23 protein-coding genes are annotated in these 21887 nt (G+C 49.8%); 16 read left to right on the top strand and 7 right to left on the bottom strand.

The annotated features are described in order from the left end of the window. Positions 1-45 precede the first annotated feature (45 nt). Positions 46-795 carry a MipA/OmpV family protein gene (locus H4F65_RS02330; RefSeq protein WP_039277523.1) on the bottom strand — a complete coding sequence of 250 codons (750 nt, stop codon included), beginning with the start codon at positions 793-795 and terminating at the stop codon, positions 46-48. A 455-nt stretch (positions 796-1250) separates the two neighbouring features. Here H4F65_RS02330 and yeaG point away from each other — a divergent pair, with 455 nt between their 5' ends. The 4 genes from yeaG (at position 1251) to H4F65_RS02310 (ending at position 6435) form a co-directional block, all read left to right on the top strand. Beyond that, complete coding sequence (yeaG, locus tag H4F65_RS02325; protein ID WP_010275400.1) at positions 1251-3185, top strand: protein kinase YeaG; 1935 nt, start codon at positions 1251-1253, stop codon at positions 3183-3185. A gap of 36 nt (positions 3186-3221) precedes the next feature. After that, a complete protein-coding gene (locus tag H4F65_RS02320; protein ID WP_010275403.1) occupies positions 3222-4496 on the top strand; it encodes a YeaH/YhbH family protein in 1275 nt (424 codons plus the stop codon). 139 nt (positions 4497-4635) lie between these two features. After that, entirely contained in the window at positions 4636-5046 is a 411-nt protein-coding gene (locus tag H4F65_RS02315; protein WP_010275408.1) for a hemerythrin domain-containing protein, read from the top strand. Between the two features lie 189 nt (positions 5047-5235). Further along, the gene (locus tag H4F65_RS02310; RefSeq protein WP_010275412.1) at positions 5236-6435 is read left to right on the top strand and encodes a multidrug effflux MFS transporter; all 1200 of its coding nucleotides are present in this window, start codon (positions 5236-5238) and stop codon (positions 6433-6435) included. Between the two features lie 37 nt (positions 6436-6472). Here the strand turns inward: H4F65_RS02310 and H4F65_RS02305 are convergent, their stop codons facing one another. Beyond that, positions 6473-7726 (bottom strand): D-amino acid dehydrogenase, encoded by a 1254-nt coding sequence (locus H4F65_RS02305; protein ID WP_010275415.1) that lies wholly within the window; start codon positions 7724-7726, stop codon positions 6473-6475. A 484-nt stretch (positions 7727-8210) separates the two neighbouring features. Between H4F65_RS02305 and H4F65_RS02300 the strand changes: the two genes are divergently transcribed. The 8 genes from H4F65_RS02300 to H4F65_RS02265 all read left to right on the top strand — a co-directional run bounded on the left by H4F65_RS02300 (position 8211) and on the right by H4F65_RS02265 (position 14864). Then, positions 8211-9191 (top strand): 6-phosphofructokinase, encoded by a 981-nt coding sequence (locus H4F65_RS02300; protein WP_039319573.1) that lies wholly within the window; start codon positions 8211-8213, stop codon positions 9189-9191. 10 nt (positions 9192-9201) lie between these two features. Further along, complete coding sequence (locus H4F65_RS02295; RefSeq protein ID WP_039288047.1) at positions 9202-9495, top strand: PTS sugar transporter subunit IIB; 294 nt, start codon at positions 9202-9204, stop codon at positions 9493-9495. Positions 9496-9508: 13 nt separating this feature from the next. Next, complete coding sequence (locus tag H4F65_RS02290) at positions 9509-10846, top strand: PTS sugar transporter subunit IIC (protein ID WP_010275425.1); 1338 nt, start codon at positions 9509-9511, stop codon at positions 10844-10846. A gap of 44 nt (positions 10847-10890) precedes the next feature. After that, the gene (locus H4F65_RS02285) at positions 10891-11169 is read left to right on the top strand and encodes a hypothetical protein (protein WP_010275428.1); all 279 of its coding nucleotides are present in this window, start codon (positions 10891-10893) and stop codon (positions 11167-11169) included. Between the two features lie 6 nt (positions 11170-11175). After that, positions 11176-11613, top strand: a complete 438-nt coding sequence (locus H4F65_RS02280) for a PTS sugar transporter subunit IIA (protein ID WP_010275432.1) — start codon at positions 11176-11178, stop codon at positions 11611-11613. Next, positions 11610-12143, top strand: coding sequence for a P-loop nucleotide/nucleoside kinase family protein (locus tag H4F65_RS02275; RefSeq protein ID WP_010275436.1), 534 nt, complete (start codon positions 11610-11612; stop codon positions 12141-12143). Before H4F65_RS02280 ends, H4F65_RS02275 begins: the two co-directional genes overlap by 4 nt. 37 nt (positions 12144-12180) lie before the next feature. After that, complete coding sequence (locus tag H4F65_RS02270) at positions 12181-13080, top strand: tagatose-bisphosphate aldolase (protein WP_039315163.1); 900 nt, start codon at positions 12181-12183, stop codon at positions 13078-13080. A gap of 242 nt (positions 13081-13322) precedes the next feature. Next, entirely contained in the window at positions 13323-14864 is a 1542-nt protein-coding gene (locus H4F65_RS02265) for a SpoVR family protein (protein ID WP_039319701.1), read from the top strand. Between the two features lie 105 nt (positions 14865-14969). Here H4F65_RS02265 and fadR read toward each other — a convergent pair whose 3' ends face one another. After that, positions 14970-15689: a fatty acid metabolism transcriptional regulator FadR gene (fadR, locus tag H4F65_RS02260; RefSeq protein ID WP_010275449.1), complete on the bottom strand. Its 720-nt coding sequence runs from the start codon at positions 15687-15689 to the stop codon at positions 14970-14972. Between the two features lie 230 nt (positions 15690-15919). Between fadR and nhaB the strand changes: the two genes are divergently transcribed. Further along, on the top strand, positions 15920-17500 hold the full coding sequence (nhaB, locus tag H4F65_RS02255; RefSeq protein WP_010275455.1) for a sodium/proton antiporter NhaB: 1581 nt from the start codon (positions 15920-15922) through the stop codon (positions 17498-17500). A 194-nt stretch (positions 17501-17694) separates the two neighbouring features. Then, positions 17695-18225 carry a disulfide bond formation protein DsbB gene (gene dsbB, locus H4F65_RS02250; RefSeq protein ID WP_010275458.1) on the top strand — a complete coding sequence of 177 codons (531 nt, stop codon included), beginning with the start codon at positions 17695-17697 and terminating at the stop codon, positions 18223-18225. A 278-nt stretch (positions 18226-18503) separates the two neighbouring features. Here the strand turns inward: dsbB and H4F65_RS02245 are convergent, their stop codons facing one another. Next, on the bottom strand, positions 18504-18701 hold the full coding sequence (locus tag H4F65_RS02245) for a DNA polymerase III subunit theta (protein WP_010275471.1): 198 nt from the start codon (positions 18699-18701) through the stop codon (positions 18504-18506). 313 nt (positions 18702-19014) lie between these two features. Between H4F65_RS02245 and mgtS the strand changes: the two genes are divergently transcribed. After that, on the top strand, positions 19015-19110 hold the full coding sequence (gene mgtS, locus H4F65_RS02240; RefSeq protein WP_005968788.1) for a protein MgtS: 96 nt from the start codon (positions 19015-19017) through the stop codon (positions 19108-19110). Between the two features lie 116 nt (positions 19111-19226). Here the strand turns inward: mgtS and H4F65_RS02235 are convergent, their stop codons facing one another. From H4F65_RS02235 to H4F65_RS02225, 3 genes are all read right to left on the bottom strand, one after another. Next, positions 19227-19673, bottom strand: coding sequence for a YcgN family cysteine cluster protein (locus H4F65_RS02235; protein ID WP_010275477.1), 447 nt, complete (start codon positions 19671-19673; stop codon positions 19227-19229). A 118-nt stretch (positions 19674-19791) separates the two neighbouring features. After that, entirely contained in the window at positions 19792-20448 is a 657-nt protein-coding gene (locus tag H4F65_RS02230; protein WP_010275479.1) for a fumarylacetoacetate hydrolase family protein, read from the bottom strand. A 341-nt stretch (positions 20449-20789) separates the two neighbouring features. Next, positions 20790-21047, bottom strand: a complete 258-nt coding sequence (locus H4F65_RS02225; RefSeq protein ID WP_010275482.1) for a YcgL domain-containing protein — start codon at positions 21045-21047, stop codon at positions 20790-20792. A 136-nt stretch (positions 21048-21183) separates the two neighbouring features. On the opposite strand from H4F65_RS02225, the gene minC reads away from it, so the two are divergent. Then, positions 21184-21870: a septum site-determining protein MinC gene (minC, locus tag H4F65_RS02220; RefSeq protein ID WP_010275486.1), complete on the top strand. Its 687-nt coding sequence runs from the start codon at positions 21184-21186 to the stop codon at positions 21868-21870. The last annotated feature ends 17 nt before the right edge of the window (positions 21871-21887 follow it).

Below are 21887 nucleotides of genomic sequence, written 5' to 3'. Positions count from 1 at the left end.
TCACCCCATTATTGTACGGCAGATGCACCATGCTCACGAAAAGCATCAGAAGCGATAGCTGACGCCTGCGCTCATTAGGATGCTGTGGTTACTGTCAACAATCGGGCTGTCTTTCATTTCGTCAGACAGACGCGTGTAACGGCCCACGGCCCAGGCGCTCCAGCTTTCGTTAATCTGATAACCTGCACTCAGTTCAAGATACGGAGCCCAGCCATCACCAGGGCTGTATTGGTTAAAGCCAGAACGCGCAGATTCTTGCGCACTCACGCCGTAGTAATACTGGTTCATGTTTTCACTAAACCAGGTCGCACCAATACCTGGGGTGATGCTCAGATCGCCCATTGAGAAACGGTAAAGATAAGCGGTATCCCACGCGAAACCGTTGCTGTAATCCAGCGTATCCCCTGCCAGCACGGTACGAATTTCACCCCAGTCTGCAGTATGACGATAAGCCGCACCCGCCATCAGCGTACCGCGGCGTTTGTCCAACTGCTTCATACGCAGATCGTCGCTATCTCCCGGCTTAAACCCTAAAGGCAGGTAGTACGCCGTTAAAGAGAAACGATTTGCGCCGTCATTCCACAGGTAGTATCCACCACCCAGCCCGCGGAAATAAAAATTTTCACTTTCATAATTCAGTACAGGAAGCGGATAAACGTCATTATCAACACCACGGTACACGGACGTTGAACCCGCAGCGCCAAGGCCCAGAGAGACATCTGCGGCATAGGCTGAAGGCAGGAGCACAGCACCGGAAACCAGTGCGGCCAGCATACATAGTTGAGGTTTTTTCACAGTTTTCTATTTCCTATCACAGATAAATATCATGAAACATGATAAGCCAATTACACACGTTCGCGTTCAGGTTATATAAAAATAACATTAACGAATAACCTATATATTCGATAGGTTTTACGTGCGCTAACGTCGGTAATAGGCCGTGTCCTTAAGGCTCAACGCCCATTCTCTATAATGTTACACGGATTTTCCTGAAAGTGAGTCCTTGAAATATCTTAAAAATACGTCTGTGGACTAGAGGAAATTTTACGGATGCAAACTACGCTTTAATACAGAAGGTGACGTCTTCCTGACCAGCAGGAATGAATAAAATCACGACGCCCTGACGCGACAAGTTGGCATAAGGGTTGCTGGACTCAGGAGATTTCTTCTTTCGGAGGGCAATACATTAATAGGCATATATTCCACACGCTCTCTTAATCTGTGCTAATCGACGAAGGACGGGCATCGCTATGAACATATTTGATCACTACCGCCAGCGCTACGACGCTGCCAAGGACGAAGAGTTCACTCTGCAGGAATTCCTTACCATCTGTCAGCAGGATCGCAACGCTTATGCGAACGCGGCTGAACGATTGTTAACGGCTATCGGTGAGCCTGTAATGGTGGATACCGCCCAAGAATCACGAATGTCGCGCCTATTCTCAAACCGGGTGATTGCTCGCTACCCTGCTTTTGAAGAATTTTACGGCATGGAAGAGGCCATCGAACAGATCGTCTCTTACCTGAAACATGCCGCGCAGGGATTAGAAGAGAAGAAACAGATTCTGTATCTGTTGGGGCCAGTCGGCGGCGGGAAATCGTCTCTTGCCGAACGCCTGAAGGCGCTAATGCAGCGCGTACCGATTTACATCCTCAGCGCCAACGGCGAACGCAGCCCGGTGAATGATCATCCTCTCTGCCTGTTCAACCCGCAGGAAGATGCCGCAATACTTGAGAAAGAGTATGCCATCCCACGGCGCTACCTCGGCACCATCATGTCACCGTGGGCTGCCAAGCGCCTTCAGGAATTTGGCGGCGACATTACCAAGTTCAAAGTCGTCAAAGTGTGGCCATCGATTCTGGCGCAAATCGGGATCGCGAAAACCGAGCCGGGTGATGAGAACAATCAGGACATTTCAGCGTTGGTCGGTAAAGTCGATATCCGCAAGCTGGAGCACTATGCTCAGAACGATCCCGATGCCTACGGCTACTCCGGCGCATTGTGCCGGGCGAACCAGGGCATTATGGAATTCGTCGAAATGTTCAAAGCGCCAATCAAGGTGCTTCACCCGCTGCTGACTGCGACACAAGAAGGCAACTATAACGGGACGGAAGGCATTGCCGCCCTGCCGTTCAACGGAATTATTCTGGCGCACTCCAATGAATCCGAGTGGGTACAGTTCCGTAACAACAAGAACAATGAAGCGTTTCTTGATCGCGTGTATATCGTGAAGGTGCCGTACTGCCTGCGCGTGTCTGAAGAGGTCAAGATCTACGACAAGCTGCTGGATCACAGCGAACTGACGCATGCCCCTTGCGCGCCCGGCACGCTGGAAACGCTGGCCCGTTTCTCCATTCTGTCGCGTCTGAAAGACCCTGAAAACTCCAGCATCTACTCCAAGATGCGGGTTTACGACGGCGAAAGCCTGAAAGATACCGATCCGAAGGCGAAGTCCTATCAGGAGTATCGCGACTATGCAGGCGTAGATGAAGGAATGAACGGTCTGTCGACCCGCTTCGCGTTCAAGATTCTGTCGCGCGTCTTTAACTTCGATCACAGCGAAGTCGCGGCCAACCCAGTACACCTGTTCTACGTGCTGGAGCAGCAGATCGAGCGCGAACAGTTCCCGCAGGAGCTGGCAGAGAAGTATTTAGAGCACCTGAAAGGCTATCTGACGCCGAAATACGCCGAATTTATCGGTAAAGAGATCCAGACCGCCTATCTGGAATCCTATTCCGAATACGGCCAGAACATTTTTGACCGTTATGTTACCTATGCGGATTTCTGGATTCAGGATCAGGAGTACCGTGACCCAGATACTGGCCAGCTGTTTGACCGCGAATCGTTAAACGCCGAGCTGGAAAAGATCGAGAAGCCTGCGGGTATCAGCAACCCTAAAGACTTCCGTAACGAGATCGTCAACTTTGTCCTGCGCGCCCGTGCCAACAATAGCGGCCGGAATCCAAACTGGACCAGTTACGAGAAGCTGCGTACGGTCATTGAAAAGAAGATGTTCTCCAATACGGAAGAGCTGTTGCCTGTGATTTCGTTTAATACCAAAACCTCAACGGATGAACAGAAAAAACATGATGACTTCGTCGATCGCATGATGGAGAAAGGCTACACCCGGAAACAGGTTCGTTTGCTGTGCGAATGGTATCTGCGGGTGAGGAAATCATCATAATGACGCACGATGCTGGCAACAGCGTTTGGGGGAAACATGGCCTATTTTATTGACCGACGACTGAACGGCAAAAACAAAAGCACGGTGAACCGCCAACGCTTTCTGCGCCGCTATAAGTCGCAAATAAAACAGTCGATTTCCGAGGCCATTAATAAGCGTTCGGTGACCGACATCGAAAGCGGGGAGTCAGTCTCGATCCCCAATGCAGACATCAACGAACCGATGTTCCATCAAGGCCGTGGAGGACGCCGCCACCGCGTCCACCCGGGTAACGATCACTTTGTACAGAACGACAAAATTGAGCGGCCACAAGGAGGTGGCGGCGGTGGTTCCGGTCAGGGGGATGCCAGTAAAGATGGCGAAGGCGAAGATGAATTTGTCTTTCAGATCTCCAAAGACGAATATCTGGACCTGCTGTTTGAAGATCTGGCGCTGCCGAATCTGAAGAAGACCCAGCATCGGCAGATGACCGAGTACAAAACGCACCGCGCCGGGTACACCGCTAACGGCGTTCCTGCCAATATTAGCGTGGTACGTTCGCTGCAAAACTCGCTGGCACGCCGTATGGCGATGACAGCGGGTAAACGGCGTACGCTGCATGAGCTGGAAGAGACGCTGGAACAGCTTGCGCATACCGAACCTGCACAATTGCTGGAAGAGGAACGGCTGCGGCAGGAAATTAACGAGCTGCGCCAGAAAATCGCCCGCGTGCCGTTTATCGATACGTTTGACCTGCGCTACAGAAACTACGAGCGTCGGGCCGAGCCGTCTAGCCAGGCGGTGATGTTCTGTTTGATGGACGTGTCCGGTTCGATGGATCAGGCGACGAAAGACATGGCGAAGCGCTTTTATATTCTGCTGTATCTGTTCCTAAGCCGAAATTATAAAAACGTCGACGTCGTCTACATTCGCCACCATACGCAGGCCAAAGAGGTGGATGAACAGGAGTTTTTCTACTCTCAGGAAACCGGCGGCACCATTGTCTCCAGTGCGTTAAAGCTGATGGAGGAAGTGGTTCGCGAGCGTTACGATCCGTCACAGTGGAATATCTACGCAGCACAGGCATCGGATGGCGATAACTGGGCTGATGACTCACCACTGTGTCACCAGATTCTGGCGAATCAGCTTCTGCCGATGGTGCGGTACTATAGCTATATTGAAATCACCCGGCGTTCACACCAGACGCTCTGGCGCGAATATGAAACGCTGCGCGATACGTTCGACAATTTCGCCATGCAGCATATCCGCGATCAGGATGACATCTACCCTGTCTTCCGTGAACTCTTCCGTAAACAAACTGTAGGGCATTGACCCACCTCTCAATCAGCCAGTTACCTGTTAATGATTAATCGTTAGCTGGCTGATTTCCTCTTTCCGGGCATTTTTCTATAAACATGCATTTAAAATACATGTATTATAAATAGCATTATACCTGCACAGAGAATCGCTTATGAACATTGATAAATTCAAACACCAGCACAACGAAATACTCGAAAGCATTGATACCCTGCGTCGGCTATCACGAGAAGGCGTGACGGAGAACGCCACTGACATCGCCCGCGCCATTGTTGCCATGAGTTCAACTATCAAACTGCACCTTTCTGCGGAAGATCGCGTGCTTTACCCTTCGCTTCAGCGCAGCGGTGACGAGCAGTTAACGAAGATGAGTCAGCATTATCAGAATGAAATGCAAACCATTGCCGCAGATTACGATGCGTTTTCCCGTCGCTGGAATACGGCTTCACAACTGATGGGGCACGATAGGGATTTCCGGGCTGATGCCAATAACGTGTTGCGTAAGGTCTATGAACGTATGCAGCGGGAGAATCACGATTTTTATCCCCGTATTGAAACAGTCTGAGTGGATTAAGCACGTTTGACTAAAGGGCGGACAATCTCTGCTCCGCCCTGCTGATTAGCGCCTTCATGCAACCTCGCCACGCTATTTCCCTTCACATCATCGTGACATTGTCACAAAGATAACGCTTTCTTTCCGCCAGTGTGCGCATTACCCTGTCGAACCCATAAAACATAGATTTCTGTTTTTGTTATGCAACGATTTGTTCTGATTTTACTGACTCTGGTTCTACTCGGCCCTCTGGGCATCGACATCTATTTACCGCTTATTCCCGCCATCGCCGTGGCGCTGAACAGCCCTGAATCGCTGATTCAATCCACTGTCGCACTGTTTATTCTGATCATGGGATTAGGCCAACTGCTAGCAGGGCCGCTGGTCGATAAGTATGGTCGACGCCCTATGGCGCTGGCTGGCGTGATTATCTATCTCATCGGTGCGATCATGGCCGCCCTAGCCACCAGCGCCACGCTATTCGTCCTCTCACGTCTTTTTCAGGGACTGGCCGTCTGTTGTACCGCCGTCGCCATTTTCAGCAGCGTGCGTGACAAACTGAACGGCGACGATGCCGCCAGAACCTATGGCTTTCTTAACGGCACGCTGAACATTGTGCCGGCGCTGGCACCGCTCTTGGGTGGGCTCTTGGCTGAAGCCTTCGGCTGGCGTGCGCCCTTCTGGTTCCTCGCAGGTTACAGCATTCTGGTTCTGGCACTCGTCATTCGCTTCCTGCCTGAAACGCGCCCGGACTCAACGCTGCCCGTACACGGCTTGCCGCTGCGCCAATACGCACGTCTGTTATCCGACCGCCAGTTTCTGGGATTCGCCTCAGTCAACGCGGGTGCCATGGGGATGGCATTGACCTATGTCACCTTCTCTCCCGTGGTGCTGATGAATGAGGCTCGGCTCACGCCGCTTGAGTTTTCCATTGCCTTTGGCGTAAACGGTTTTTGGATCATGCTGGTCAGCTTCTTTGCAAATCGCATTATCCGCAAAGTCGGCCGACCGCGCTGCCTGGCTATCGGTAGCCTGCTGATGGGGGCTGGGTTTCTTTCGCTGCTTAGCGGCGTCGTTCTCTTACCCGAAGCGATGCAAAACACCTGGCCAACCTACATGCTGCCCGTCGCGCTGGCCTGTGCTGGTCTGGCATTTTTGATCGGGCCGTCCACCAGCTATGCGCTGGAGCCTTATTCCAATGAGGCAGGGATTGCGTCGGCGATGGTAGGGTTTGTGCAGATGGCGGGCGGCGCGGCGCTGGGCCTGATGGCTATGGCCATTCCTCTGCCGTCAAAAGTATCACTGGCGCTGGTCATGCTCTGTGCCGCGCTGCTGGCGATACGCGCCCGCCTGCTTACGCGGCACCATAAGAGCAGCATTACATCGCTGCCCCGTACGTAGTTCAAAACCAAGTAGTTAAAAACTAAGTAGTTCAAACCTAACGAGCATACCTTTCCACGGACAAATCATCGGACTCAATCTCCGGTGATTTGTTCGACAGAATATCCGCCAGCAATTTCCCCGATCCACAGGCCATCGTCCAGCCCAACGTGCCATGTCCCGTATTCAGGTACAGATTTTTCAGCGGTGAGCGCCCCACCAGCGGCGTGCCGTCTGGCGTCATCGGACGCAATCCCGTCCAGAAGGTTGCTTGCTCAATCGGGCCGCAGTGAGGATAGAGATCGCGCACCACCATTTCCAGCGTTTCACGGCGTTTGGGATTCAGCTCGGTGTTGAACCCCACGACCTCTGCCATACCTCCGACGCGAATGCGACGATCAAAGCGAGTAATCGCTATTTTATAGGTTTCATCCAGTACGGTAGAAACCGGTGCAAAAGCGTCATCCGCCAGCGGAATCGTCAGTGAATAGCCTTTCAGCGGGTAAACCGGAATATCGAACCACTGACGCAGTAATCCGGTGGAATAGGAGCCACATGCCATGACATAGGCATCTGCCACGATCATTTCATCGTCGCACTGGACGCCCGTAACGCTTTGCCCTTCCACCCGCAACTGGCGAACGTTACGCCCCAGCTTAAAGGTGACACCGGCATCGGCAGCCATCGCCGCCAGTTGGCGAGTGAACAGTTGGCAGTCGCCGGTCTCATCATGCGGTAAACGCAGCCCACCGGTCAGCTTTCCCGCCACGTGCGCCAGCGCAGGTTCAACCGAGGCCAGCTCATGACGCGTCAGCAGTTGATACGGTACGCCAGCCTCTTCCAGCACGGCGATATCGCGTGTCGCGTTTTCGTACTGCTGCTCAGTGCGGAACAGTTGCAGCGTTCCACCTTCTCGACCTTCGTATTGGATACCAGTATCTCGCCGCAGCGCTTGCAGACAGTCGCGACTGTATTCCGCCAGCCGCACCATCCGCGCTTTATTCGTCTTATAGTGGCGCGCGTCGCAGTTGAGCAACATTTGCCACATCCAGCACAGTTGTGCTGCCGTGAAGTCCGGCCGAATGGCCAGCGGAGCATGACGCTGAAACATCCACTTTATCGCTTTCAGCGGTATTCCCGGCGCAGCCCAAGGCGCGGCATAGCCGGGGGAAATCTGTCCGGCATTCCCGGCACTGGTTTCCAACGCGGGCTCCGGCTGCCTATCGATCACGGTAACATCATGCCCTTCCTGCGCAAGATACCAGGCGGTACTTACGCCAACGACGCCACTTCCCAGAATCACAACCCGCATGCTACCGCTCTCCCTTTCTCTCCGTTAAAGACCGTCTAATCTACTGGAAAAATGCTTATTTAATGGAATAAAACACTAGTTAAAAGGTAAAACTGAAGACTACTCTAGCATTTGGGAAGGAATTGTCACCAATCTCGACGATAACATTTATCTATTGTTATCTCTTCGATCCGTTGCTTCTCCATTGGGATCGTAACGAAATAACTGTGAAATCATTCACAAAATACGTATTCGTTTTTTAGCTAAAAAGCTAAATAAAAGTAAAAAAGGGGAAAATGTTAAAATCCAGGTTAATTAATAAGTTAGTTATATTGCTTATTTTTAAATCGTGATAATAATCACAACAATCGAATAACCAACATCACTGTCAAGACACTCAGTCCCGTAATTAAATACAAATTTGCGACATTCATCAAAAAAACGCCTTATCAGTTTAATAACATTGTGTTCACACGGTGGTTATTCATATTTCCAGAGGGCGACGATGAAAATTGGATTAGTCATTAGCGGTGGCGACGTTAGCGGAATAAATAACTTCATCTTTCAGGTGAATAGAATGACTGCCTCTGACATCGTCATTTTCGATGGTGGAATTAATGGCCTTATCGATAACTGCTGTAAAGTCCTCACTCGACGCGATTTAGTGGATTATTCCCTCTCGGCAATGCCCCTGATTACTTCAGGGAGAAAAACCGGAAAATGTAGAAAAACAGACTATGAGCAAATCGTCAAAAACATTCAAAAACAAAAACTCGACGCGCTCATTATGGCTGGCGGAGATGGCTCATTCCAATTTCTAAAAAAACTCAGTCACTATGGCGTTCATTGCTATGGCGTCGGCATGACGATTGATAATGACATTTCAGGGAATAGCTATACGATCGGTTTTTCTACCGCCTGCGAACAGGTAATGAGCGAAGTAGAAAAATTGCGAAATACAGGCCGGGGATTACAAGGCCGGGTGTTCATGATTGAATTACTCGGTGGTTATTGTGGCGAATTAACCTTGCAGGCGGCATTAAAGAGCAACGCAGACATCGCACTCATTCCAGAAGCACCGTGGGATATTGATAAATTATCACAATGTATTCGGGATAAAATCGCAGAACAAAACAGCGTGATAATTTTATGCTCTGAAGGCTATACCCATGAGTATACGCCTGGTTTTCAGGGCGCTATCGATACCATTATCAAGAAACTAGAGCATAAGATTGGCATCCGTATCCGAAAAACCATTTTGGGATATGGTTTACGAAATGGCGCGCCCACCGGGGAAGAAATTATTCAGGGCACTCTATTAGCAGAAGAAGTGGTTCGGTGTATTAACGCCGGACTAACCAATAAAATTATCATTATCAATAATAACAACAAGGCTATTCCTATCGACCTGGAGGATTCCGAACGACGCTTGGTTGATGTCGAAAGTCATTTTTATAAGCTCGCGAAAGCCCATCACCTTATATGAGGCCATGATTATGTTGAAAGTACTTTGCGTTTGCGGTTGTGGATTAGGTTCCAGTTTCGCTATCGAAATGACAGCCAAATCCGTACTAAAAAAATTAGGTATTGATGCAGAGATAAATCACACCACGATTTCAGAGGCCTCTGCCTTTAATTATGACGTTATTCTAACCCAGAAGATATTTGCTGACATCCTGAATAGCGATGCCAGTGAAGATGAGAAAAAAAGAGTCATCATTCTTAATAAATTGACTGATAAAGATGAAATAGAAGAAAAAATTTTAACTTATATCCAGGCTCATCAATAGCATGAGGTGAAAAATGAACACCGTTATCAATTTCATTGTGAAAGATTTATTAGGCCAGGCATCCATATTAATCGCACTGATCGCCATGATCGGGTTGATTCTGCAGAAGAAATCAGTAGGAAAAATTGCAGAGGGAACCTTCAAGACGCTGCTGGGTTTCCTCATCATGATGGCTGGGATTAACATCATCGTTGATACCCTGACTTATTTGAACAACATATTTACCCAAGGCTTTGGCATGAAAGGCTACATCACCGATGTCGCCGCCATCGCCGGGTTGGCAAACCGTGAACTTGGGTCAGAAGTCGCGTTGACGCTCATGGTGATCTTTGCCGTCAACATCCTTATTGCACGCATTACTTCCTTTAAATATATCTTCCTAACGGGACAGGCACTGCTGTGGATGGCAACTATCGGCACCGTGATCGGCTATAAATCGGGCTTGACCGGCGCGACACTGATCTTAACCGGAGGCATATTTGGCGGCATTATGGCCGTGCTGATGCCTGCACTAGCACAGCCGATTGTCCGCAAAATCACGAATTCCGATGATGTTGCACTCGGGCATTTTTGTACCATCGGCTATCTGGTGCAGGCCGCCGTCGCGCGGTTAGTCGGTAAAAACTCCAAATCCACGGAAGATTTAACGCTGCCTGATAATTTCAAATTCTTACAGGATACCTACCTGTCGATGGCCGTCGTCATGGTGCCGATGTACCTCATCCCTGCCGTGGCGGCGGGACCGGCCTACATCGCGCAGTACGCCAACGGCGTCAATTATCTGATGTATTCCTTCATGCAGTCCATGCAGTTTGTCGCAGGCGTTTTCGTTCTCTACAGCGGTGTCCGTCTGCTGCTTAATGAGCTGGTTCCCGCATTTCGAGGTATCGCCATGCGGCTGGTTCCTAACGCCAAACCCGCGTTGGATTGTCCGGTGCTCTTCCCCTATGCGCCCAACGCCGTCATTGTCGGGTTCCTCGCCACCACCGTCGGTTCTATTCTCGGGATGCTGATCTTCCCGATGTTTGGGCTAGCAATGATTTTGCCAGGTTTATTGACCAACTTCTTTGCGGGCGGCACAGCCGGTATTTTCGGTAATGCCATGGGAGGACGGCGTGGCGCAGTCATCGGCGGCGTGGTTCATGGTCTTTTTATTACGCTATTGCCCGCTATTCTGGTGCCATTACTGGAAGTCTTCGGATTTACCGGCGTCACCTTCAGTGATTCCGATGTCATCGGCACTGGCCTGATATTAGGACATGCCTTCCAGCAGGACTGGTTATTTGTCGCCGCCTTTGTCGCGTTCGTTGCCTTCATTGCCTTTCTTGCGAATCGTAAACTATCGCAATAGCGTACTGGCCTGCCGTCATGATGCAAATAGCTTAAGGAGTCACTATGTTTTCTCTACTCAAACGTTTTTTATCCCCAGGCCCCGCTTCCGACCCGCGCGATAATAAGGATGACAATCGCATCAGGGAAATTGAGGAAGAATTAGCGGAGCTTGAGTCTCGCTTAGTTCAAGATCCGGCCCATAGTGAAACGCAAAAAACGCTAATGATTAAATACAACCAGGCCATTCAGATATTTTCTGCGCATCCTGACTATCGGGATCGCGTTGATCGTATTTTCATTCAGATAGATGAACTCAGAAATACCATTCGGAAAAATATATGAGGATTTATGAGCATAAAAAATTTCCTTTTGCAGCATGATTGCATTCAACTCGGCGTAATATGTGAGACATGGGAAGAGGCTATTTATTGCGCCGCGCAACCGTTAATTCGCGCAGGATGTATCACAAAGCACTATCCCATCGCGGTAATAGAAAGCACGAAGGAGTACGGGCCTTATTATGTTTTTGATGAAGGCATCGCTATTCCCCATGCGCGCCCTGAGTGTGGAGTTCAGGAGAATTGTTTTAGTTTACTGACGCTCCAGACACCGCTCTCTATTCAGGGCAGTGAACCGGTGGATATTTTAATTATGTTCGGCGGCATTAACAGCGATGCGCATATTACAGAAGGCATCGCCTCAATCATCAATCTATTGGAAAAGGACGACATGCTCTCTCGTATTCGAAATGCCACTACGGCAGATGATATTGTCGGGGTGTTATGAAAAAGCTTATTTTAGTAAATGGTATTCCCGCATCAGGGAAAAGCACGGTAGCACGTATTATTGCGGATGAATTGAATTTCCCACGGTTAAGCCTTGATGAAATAAAAGAGCCGTTCATGATGCAGCTCTGCGATGCCATTGATAGAACGTTAAACAGAAAACTGGGATATGCCGCCTATCAGGCCATGTTTAATATTGTTAGACAGACACCTGAAAATAGCATTCTGATTCTCGACGCCTGGTTTGGATTTCGCGAGAGATCCGTATTACAGGACTACCTGGCTTCATGTGGCATCCACCATACGCTTGAAATATGGAATGCCATCTCATCCGATCGGGTAGCGGCACGATATCAAGCCAGAGTTAATGAAAGAATAAAAGGCCATCCCGGCAACGAGTATCTCCCGGAATTAATTTCACTCGCACATCAGGCGAAACCGATGTGTATTGGAAAGTGTTACACGGTTGATCAGGATAAGGAAATTAATCATCAGGAATTAATTCAATGGATCAAAACACACCTGGATTAATCGCTTATTTATATTACTTTTTATGAGGGTAATTATTATGAACACCATGACAACAGCTGAACACCGAGGATATCAATTAATTTGTAACGCGACAGGCGCTATGATGGTTATTGCCTGCGATCAACGTGGCGGTATGCGAACATTATTAGCACCGACATCAGAAGCACAGGCCGCAATTACCAATGAAACATTAGGCAAAACAAAATATGACATCACTCGCTATCTGGCGGCGGAGGCAGGTTGTGTGCTGGTTGATCCGATCTGCGCTATACCAGGCCTGATAGACGAAGACATTCTGCCCCGTGATACGGGACTGCTAATCGGGCTTGACGCGTCAGGGTGGGAAACAACGCCAGAAGGCTACCGTATCTCCACGATGGTTGAAGGCGTCACGGCACGTAAAGTGCGTGAGTGGGGTGCCACTGGTGGAAAAATCATGATCTACCTTCGCCCGGATAGACCAGACGCCAATACCCAGAACCTTGCCACACTCCGTACCGTGATTCAGGATTTTGCGCAGGAAGATTTACTGCTTGTCGTTGAATTTCTGACCTATCCTCTGGAAAATGAATCTCGCGAAGCCTATACCCGCCTCCTGCCCGAACTCATTCCCGCAGGCTGTCAGGCCTGTATCGACCAAGGCGCAAAGGTCTTAAAAATCCCTTACCCGGGATCTGATGAAGCCTGTGCTCGCGTGACGGCACTCTGCGGTGACATTCCCTGGGCCGTCCTGTCTGCCGGTGTCGATCACGCGACGTTTCTCCCTCAGGTAGAGAGCGCGTTGAAAAATGGAGCCTCTGGCGTGATTGCCGGACGCTCTCTGTGGAAGGATTGCATCTCGCTCGATCGAGACGTTTCTAAAGAGAAGCTGTCTACCATTGCCGTTTCCCGCCTCAACGATATTCAAGCGCTGTTAAAACGGTATCAACACCGCTAGTTCAGGTGGCATTTCGCGCTCTCTGCGGGGAGCGCATTTCCCTATCAATCGACAGCGTAAGGCCGGTTTCTTTTTTACCCCCTCAGCGACCTTTCTCCCTCAAACACACTCAATTCGTCAATTGCCGCGTTTCCAAAGCTCAGCTATAACTAAATGAACAACGATGATTTTTTGACAGGAGCCAGCGGGAAGGCAGTAAACGAGATCTCACGTACAGAGTTGCTATGTTAGGGGGCGCGCTGATGGCTATATCGACGGATAATCAGGTAAAAAAAACACTTCGCCTGAGTGATGGACCGGACTGGACGTTTGAGTTATTGCAGGTTTACCTTGATGAGATTGATCGGGTGGCGAAGCTGTATCGCTTGGCAACCTACCCTCATCAGATTGAAGTCATCACTTCAGAACAAATGATGGACGCCTACTCCAGTATAGGCATGCCGATCAACTATGCCCACTGGTCGTTCGGGAAGAAATTTATCGAAACCGAACAGCGCTACAAGCACGGGCAGCAGGGGCTGGCCTACGAAATCGTCATTAACTCCGATCCCTGTATCGCGTATTTGATGGAAGAGAACACGCTGCCGATGCAGGCGCTGGTGATGGCACATGCCTGCTACGGACACAACTCGTTCTTCAAAGGCAATTACCTATTCCGCAGTTGGACCGACGCCAGTTCCATCGTCGATTACCTGCTGTTTGCCCGACAGTATATCGCGCAATGCGAAGAGCGTTATGGCGTGGATGAAGTGGAGCGCCTGTTAGATTCCTGCCATGCGCTCATGAATTACGGCGTTGACCGCTATAAGCGCCCGCAGAAGATTTCGCTCGAAGAGGAAAAGTCACGCCAGAAAAGCCGTGAAGCCTACCTGCAAAGCCAGGTTAACGATCTCTGGAAAACCTTACCGCGTCGTGAACAAGGTGCCGCACCAGAGCAAGCCCGACGTTTTCCGCAAGAACCGCAGGAAAATCTGCTCTATTTTATGGAGAAAAACGCGCCGCTGCTGGAGCCCTGGCAACGTGAAGTTCTGCGTATCGTACGAAAAGTCAGCCAGTATTTTTATCCGCAGAAGCAGACTCAGGTGATGAATGAAGGCTGGGCGACGTTCTGGCACTACACCATTCTGAATCATCTCTACGATGAAGGCCGGGTCACCGAGCGCTTCATGCTGGAGTTCCTGCACAGCCATACCAACGTGATCTATCAGCCGCCGTACAATAGTCCTTATTACAACGGGATTAATCCGTATGCGCTGGGCTTCGCGATGTTTCAGGACATCAAGCGTATTTGTCAGTCACCGACCGACGAAGATCGCTACTGGTTCCCCGATATCGCGGGTAAAGACTGGCTCGATACGCTGCATTTTGCGATGCAGAACTTCAAGGATGAGAGTTTCATCAGCCAATTCCTGTCGCCTAAATTGATGCGCGACTTCCGGCTGTTTACGGTTCTGGACGACGATCGCAATAATTATCTGGAAATTGCCGCGATTCACGACGAAGAAGGCTATCGTTTGATCCGGCAGGAACTCTCCGCACAGTACAACCTGAGCCATCTGGAACCGAACATTCAGGTCTGGAACGTGGATTTACGCGGTAATCGGGCGCTGACGCTACGCTATGTTCCGCATAATCGCGCACCGCTGGATAAAAGTAGTCAGGAAGTGTTAAAGCACGTCCACCGCCTGTGGGGATTTGACGTCTATCTGGAGCAGGCGAATACGGATGGCAGCATTGAGCTGATTGAACGCTGTCCGCCGCGTAACGGGACGGCAGCCACATAACGAAACTCGGTTCACAAGTCAGCGATACAACGCAAGAAAAAAGGGGATTCAGGCAGCAACCTGAATCCCCTTTTCATATTTCGCAATGACGCTGCGGTACGAGTCTTAGCGGCGTACTTCCGCGATGTCCCGTGGAATCGCGCTCTGCATACTGTGCCAGATCGCCCCACTTTCTTTACCGTAATGCCTGACGACATCCATCACCTGATCGTAAAGCTCTTCGCTGCGCAACGTTTCCAACCGACCGTAAAAATTCACCGCCAGTTTGCGGGCTTCCGGATTGGAAAAATAGTAACGCCCTACGCGAATATACAGCCCTTTCAGGCCGTTCAGGATCAGACCATAAATCGGATTGCCAGAGGCAAAAGCCAAACCACGGAACACGTTGTAGTCAAGCTGCGCAAAGGCTTCTGCGCTATCGTCTACCGCGCTTGCCTGAGTTAATACATCACGCACTTTTTCCGGGTTATGGCGTAGCGCCGTCCGAATAAAAATAGCGGCGATGTTGGTGCGCACGGCCAGCAGGTTATCGATCAGTTGCGGCACGCTATCGTGATCGAGTCGCGCCAGCGTTTCCAGAATATTGAGCCCGGAGGTTTCCCAAAAGTTGTTAATTTTGGTGGGTTTCCCGTGCTGTATCGTCAGCCAGCCATCGCGGGCCAGGCGCTGAAGGACTTCACGCAGGGTAGTACGGGTCACGCCAATCAGTTCGGAAAGCTCTCTTTCCGCGGGCAAAATAGAGCCAGGAGGAAAGCGGTTATTCCATATACTTTCGATAATGTATTCTTCCGCGAATCCAGCCGGACTTTGCGCCTTTATAACCATGTGTTTGATAATCCGTAGCGGTGATTGCCGAAAAAAGCCAAATCATAATACCAGACGAAAGAATCATGATATAGCGCCGCACTCGGGCACCGAACCATTTCAATGAAAAATTGTGACTGCAAACCGCCCTCTCGCGGCGTAGAACGGTAGACTTCTGCCCGTTTGTAAAGTTTTTACGATATGATAAAAACCATCAAACTATTCTAACGAATAAGGATTCCCCTCCCATTATGATCGGCATGCCCCTTCACCGCGCGCTGTTAAAAAATTTTCTGGGATACGCGCCAGACTGGTACAAACTGACTATTTTTTGCTTCTTGCTGATTAATCCGCTGCTGTTCTATTTTGTCAGCCCGTTTTGGGCCGGTTGGTTACTCGTCGTGGAGTTTATTTTTACGCTAGGTATGGCGCTGAAATGTTACCCGTTACAGCCTGGCGGCCTGTTGGCACTACAGGCCATCCTCATCGGTATGACCAGCCCGCAGCAGGTGTGGCATGAAGTCACGGGGAATATTGAAGTCCTCATGCTGCTGGTATTTATGGTGACTGGCATCTACTTCATGAAGCAACTGCTGCTCTTTGTATTTACCAAACTGCTGCTGCGCATTCATTCCAAGACGCTGCTTTCACTTGCTTTCTGTATCGCCGCGGCCTTTCTTTCAGCGTTCCTTGATGCGCTGACCGTGATTGCCGTCATCATCAGCGTCGCTATCGGGTTTTATGGTATTTATCACCGCTTCGCTTCCCAACAGGGTGAAAGCGAGGCCGATATCAGCGATGACAGCGCGCTAAGCAGCGAGGAGCATCATCGTACGCTGGAGCAATTCCGGGCATTCCTGCGCAGCCTGCTCATGCACGCTGGCGTCGGTACGGCTCTCGGTGGCGTGATGACGATGGTGGGTGAACCTCAGAACCTGATTATCGCGAAAAGCGCAGGCTGGGATTTCGTCAGTTTCTTCCTGCGCATGTCACCGGTAACCGTCCCGGTGTTTATTTGCGGTATCCTGACCTGCGTGCTGGTTGAGCGTTTTAAACTCTTCGGCTACGGCGTAAACCTGCCAGACAACGTGCGCCGCGTGCTTGAGGATTACGATCGGGATATGACAGAAAAGCGCACGCCGCAGGATAAAGCGCGTTTACTCGTGCAGGCGGTGATTGGCGTCTGGCTCATCGTCGCGCTGGCGTTTCATCTGGCTGAGGTCGGGTTGATTGGCCTTTCCGTGATTATTATGGCGACGACGTTCTGTGGCGTGACCGAAGAACATGCCATTGGTAAAGCGTTTCAGGATGCCATGCCGTTTACCGCGCTGCTGACCGTCTTCTTTGCGATCGTTGCGGTTATTATCGACCAGCAGCTGTTTTCACCGATTATCCACTACGTCCTGCAATCTTCTGAGAGCGCGCAGCTGACGCAATTTTATCTGTTCAATGGCCTGCTCTCCTCGATATCGGATAATGTCTTCGTTGGCTCGGTTTATATTAACGAAGCGCGCAACGCCTTTGAGAACGGTCACATCTCGCTCTCTCAGTTCGAGCTGCTCGCTGTCGCGATCAATACCGGTACCAACCTGCCTTCTGTCGCCACACCGAATGGGCAAGCCGCGTTTCTGTTCTTGCTGACCTCAGCGCTGGCTCCGCTTATCCGTTTATCTTACGGGCGTATGGTGATCATGGCACTGCCTTACACCATTGTGATGACTCTCGTCGGGTTGCTTTGTGTTGAGTTTACGCTAGTGCCGTTTACTGACTTTCTGATGAATAATCACTGGATTTCTTTGCCAGATTTGACCATACCGGGCAGTCACTCATAATCACGATCGTGTATAGTAATCGCGGCAGCGACAATTTCGGCCTTGATGATGTTATCAATACGATTTTCGCTGCCGCAGAATGACAGAAAAGCATTAAATAAACATATCGTTACGTTTTGCACAGTGAAATGATGGCAGTGAAGCCAGAACGGTTTACACTGCTGCTTTAATCATGTTTAGCATGGAATATTTTTATGTTGCGATTTCTTAATCGTTGCTCACGCGGGCGTAGTGCGTGGCTGCTGCTGGCGTTTACTGCTTTAGCGTTGGAATTGACCGCGCTCTATTTTCAGCATGTGATGTTATTAAAACCGTGCGTGCTGTGTATTTATCAGCGCTGTGCGCTGTGGGGCGTGTTCGCGGCAGGTATTGTAGGTGCCATCGCGCCATCAACGGCGTTGCGTTACCCAGCCATCGCGCTATGGATATACAGTTCTTACGAAGGGGTCCGACTGGCATGGAAACACACGGATATTTTGTTAAATCCGTCGCCGTTTACCACCTGTGATTTCTTTGTCAGCTTCCCGTCATGGTTGCCTTTGGACAAATGGCTTCCGGCCATTTTCAATGCGACAGGTGATTGCTCAGTACGTCAGTGGGAATTCCTTTCCATGGAAATGCCACAATGGCTGCTTGGCATCTTCGTAGCTTATCTGTTGATTGCCGTGCTGGTCTTGATCGCTCAGCCTTTCCGCCCCAAGCGTCGCGACCTCTTCAGCCGTTAATTATATATACCCTAAATAATTCGAGTTTCAGGAAGGCGGCAAGCGAAGGAATCCCGATGAGCTTACTCAAGTAAGTGATTCGGGTGACTGACAAATCTGCCTTGGCAGATTTGAACGCTGCTTGCAGCGGCCCCAACGGGGCGAGGTGCACGCCAGTGCATCGAGTAACGTAGCCAACGCACATGCAACTTGAAGTATGACGGGGATAGGCCGAAAAGCCCGACAATCTGTCGGGCTTCTGGTAACTGTTTCTACGCTTCACAGGCTTGTACTACCCCTCACTGCTGTGGTCGGTAGATATCGCGATAGTGACCTAATCTTTCGTTAAAAAAAGGTCTTTTTTCCTGCGGGATTCTTCGTGATATTTCATCTGCGTCGATCTTTTTTTCCTGACTTTCCATAAAAGCGATGGTGGAGGCAGCAAAGTCGGTGTATTGCTCGCTGTACTCAAGAATGATTTTCTCAAAGTTAATCACATGCTCTCCCTCCTTCTGGTTTAACTGCTTTAAAATTATACAACACGTCACGATTTGTGCCGGAGATGACAGCATGATTCGCACAATGAAAAAGAGAAATGTGAAGTGGCGGGCAAAAAGCAGATGAGCGTTCCAGTTCCGGCAGTGAAGTGCGGTGTTTCACCTCAACGATATATAAACCACCAACCTCTTTCTGCGCGTTTTTTCTTCATTAACATACCCCCCAAGACTATAGTACCTACCACAGGTCAACGATGACTTTTCACCCCATGAGGTATTTCTATCGCAATTGATTTATTCAGGAGAAACAACCATGTTAGGCAATATCAATATCTTCATCGCCGTATTGGGCGGCATTCTTTTTCTCAGTTTCCTGGCGGCGTACCTAAGCCCCAAATGGGATGACTAATGAACACTGACTCTCCCCCCGATAAAAAGCCCCTCTTCTGAGTAATTCAGCTGAGGGGCTTCTTATTTTCACTAGTAAACAGTTTCAACCGAGCAACTAACCACACCAAACCATCACTACCGAGCCCATTCTGGTTTGTTTAAAATATGGTCCTGCCAGTCCACCACTTCACTCTCACGTACAGCGATATGACGCACGGAGATACGCTCGCGGTGCATCGCCGTTTTAGTACCACAGACCAGCGGATGCCACTGTGGTAAATCTTCACGCTCATGAATCAGGCGATAAGCACAGGTCGCGGGTAGCCAGTTAAACGTCAGCAGATTTTCGCGTGTTAGCTTGATGCAGTCCGGCTCGTATTCGAAGCGTTTCTCATAGTTACGGCACTGACAGCTTTTAATATTCAGTTGATTACAGGCGACGTTGGTAAAGTAGATTTCCTCTGTATCCTCATCAATCAGTTTATGCAAACAGCACTGACCGCAGCCATCGCACAGCGACTCCCATTCATCGTCAGACATCTCAGACAACGTTTTTTGCTGCCAAAAAGGGCGTTCAGTCATGTCTCTTCCAGTTACCTTAGTTGTTAAATCGATAGCGTTGTAAATAAAGATGCGTGATTCTGGCGGGCGCGGCAGGGAAATGTGCTGCCCGTCTTCAATACGGGCAGCCAGGGGAGCGTTAAATAATACGCGTGCTTAACGTCCGGTCATTGACCGTAATCGTCAGCATATCGCCAGACAGGATCGGACCGACCCCTTTTGGCGTACCCGTTAAAATAATATCGCCCGCGCGCAGCGTAAAGAAACGGCTCATGTAAGCAATCAGCGGCAGAATCGGCGTAATCATATCACGCGTGTTGCCCTGCTGGCGCACTTCATCATTCACTTTTACACCCAGATCGGTTTGCTGCGGATCGCCAAACTCGGCAACCGGAATAAAACCGGAGATCGGGCAGGAACCGTCAAACGCTTTGGCTTTTTCCCACGGCTGACCCGCCTTTTTAAAGTCGGACTGCAAATCACGCAGCGTCAGATCCAGCGCCACACCGTAACCCGCAATCGCCCGGGCGACGCGTTCTTCATTCGCCTGCTTTAACGGCGTACCGATCAGCACAGCCAGTTCGACTTCGTGGTGAACCGAACCCAGATTTTTAGGGATGGCAACGGGCTGGCGTAAGTCACACAGTGCGGTTTCAGGCTTGATGAATAAAACGGGCTCGCTCGGGGTCGCACTGCCCATTTCTTTGATGTGTTCTGAGTAGTTGCTCCCGACGCAAACGACTTTGTTTACTGGGAAATCAAGCAGCGCGCCCTGCCAGTCTCTGTGTTGATACATGGGTATTCTCCTGCCCTGTCTGTTGGATTATCGCTGCTTTCGTGGCACAGAACACGACCAAAAGGAAAACAGCTATATAAGAACACGATGGTGCAAAACCATCGTTATATCATCGCAGCGGGGGTTACCCCAACAGATTTCAGGTGAGCAAGGCTGGGGATCCTATGAGGGAGAACGAAGCGCTATCCCATCAAAAAGGGAAACAATTAAATTGTGGCGAGGTAAAACTCAAAAGATGAATATTTATCGCACGGAATATCCTGCAAACGGCTGAGATATTCCACGCTAAATTATGTTTGCGGCTTTATCTGAAAGTACGCCTTGGTATTATTTTTTTACACTTATACCGGCGTGTTTAATAAGCTCTCGACCGGCGGAGGAACTTGCAGATAAAAGCCCTGTTCCTGTAGCGCAAGTTTCACTTTTTCTATATCGGCATTCGCCAGTTTTTTACGCCCATCCAGCGGTAAAACCATGGCTAACTGCGGCGTGCCGAAACTTCTCATTAATTCTTCCGGCACGCGTGAGAAATCGTCTTTTTTTTCAACATAAAGATAGGTCTGATCGCGTTTAGCACTTCGATAGATCACACAAAACATTTTTTTTACTCTATTTGATGGGAATGCCATCTTGCCTGTATATAATTGTGACTATAACATGCTTACAACGCTCTGGAATATCATGCCTTAAATGTTACTCTAGGGATTAAAAGATGCTGAAACTGAGTCAGGATAGATGTCACAAACGCCAATAGAGCTAAAAGGCAGCAGCTTTACCTTATCGGTTGTTCATTTGCATGATTCCCAACCCGAGGTAATTTACCAGGCACTACAGGAAAAAATAGAGCAAGCGCCTGCTTTCCTGAAAAATGCCCCCGTTGTCATTAATGTTGCTGCATTAACAGCGGAAACCGACTGGATAAAATTACAGCAGGCCATTTCGTCAACCGGCCTGCATGTTGTTGGCGTCAGCGGATGTACCGACGACGCACTAAAGAAAACCATTGCGCAGGCGGGGCTTCCCCTTCTGAGCGAGGGGAAAGCACAACGCCGGGTAGTTGAGCCCGTCGCCGCCGTTCCTGCTGCGGTGAAAACGAAAGTCATCAACACCCCCGTTCGCTCTGGCCAACAGATTTACGCCCGGAACTGTGACTTAATCGTCACAAGCAGCGTTAGCGCGGGTGCTGAGGTGATTGCCGATGGCAATATTCATATTTACGGCATGATGCGCGGCCGAGCCCTTGCAGGCGTTTCTGGCGATGTTCAGAGCCAGATATTCTGTACGCATCTGGCCGCAGAACTGGTCTCGATTGCTGGCCGCTACTGGCTGAGCGATCAGATTCCTGAACCGTATTTTGGGCAGCCAGCACGGATCAATCTGAACCAGCTGGACAATGTTTTAACGATAAAACCTCTAGACTAGAATCTCCCAAGGAAACA

The sequence above is a fragment of the Pectobacterium brasiliense genome, from assembly GCF_016950255.1.
Taxonomy (GTDB): domain Bacteria; phylum Pseudomonadota; class Gammaproteobacteria; order Enterobacterales; family Enterobacteriaceae; genus Pectobacterium; species Pectobacterium brasiliense.
The sequence above is the reverse complement of the archived record's forward strand: the minus strand, read 5'-3'. Positions and strand labels throughout refer to the sequence as shown.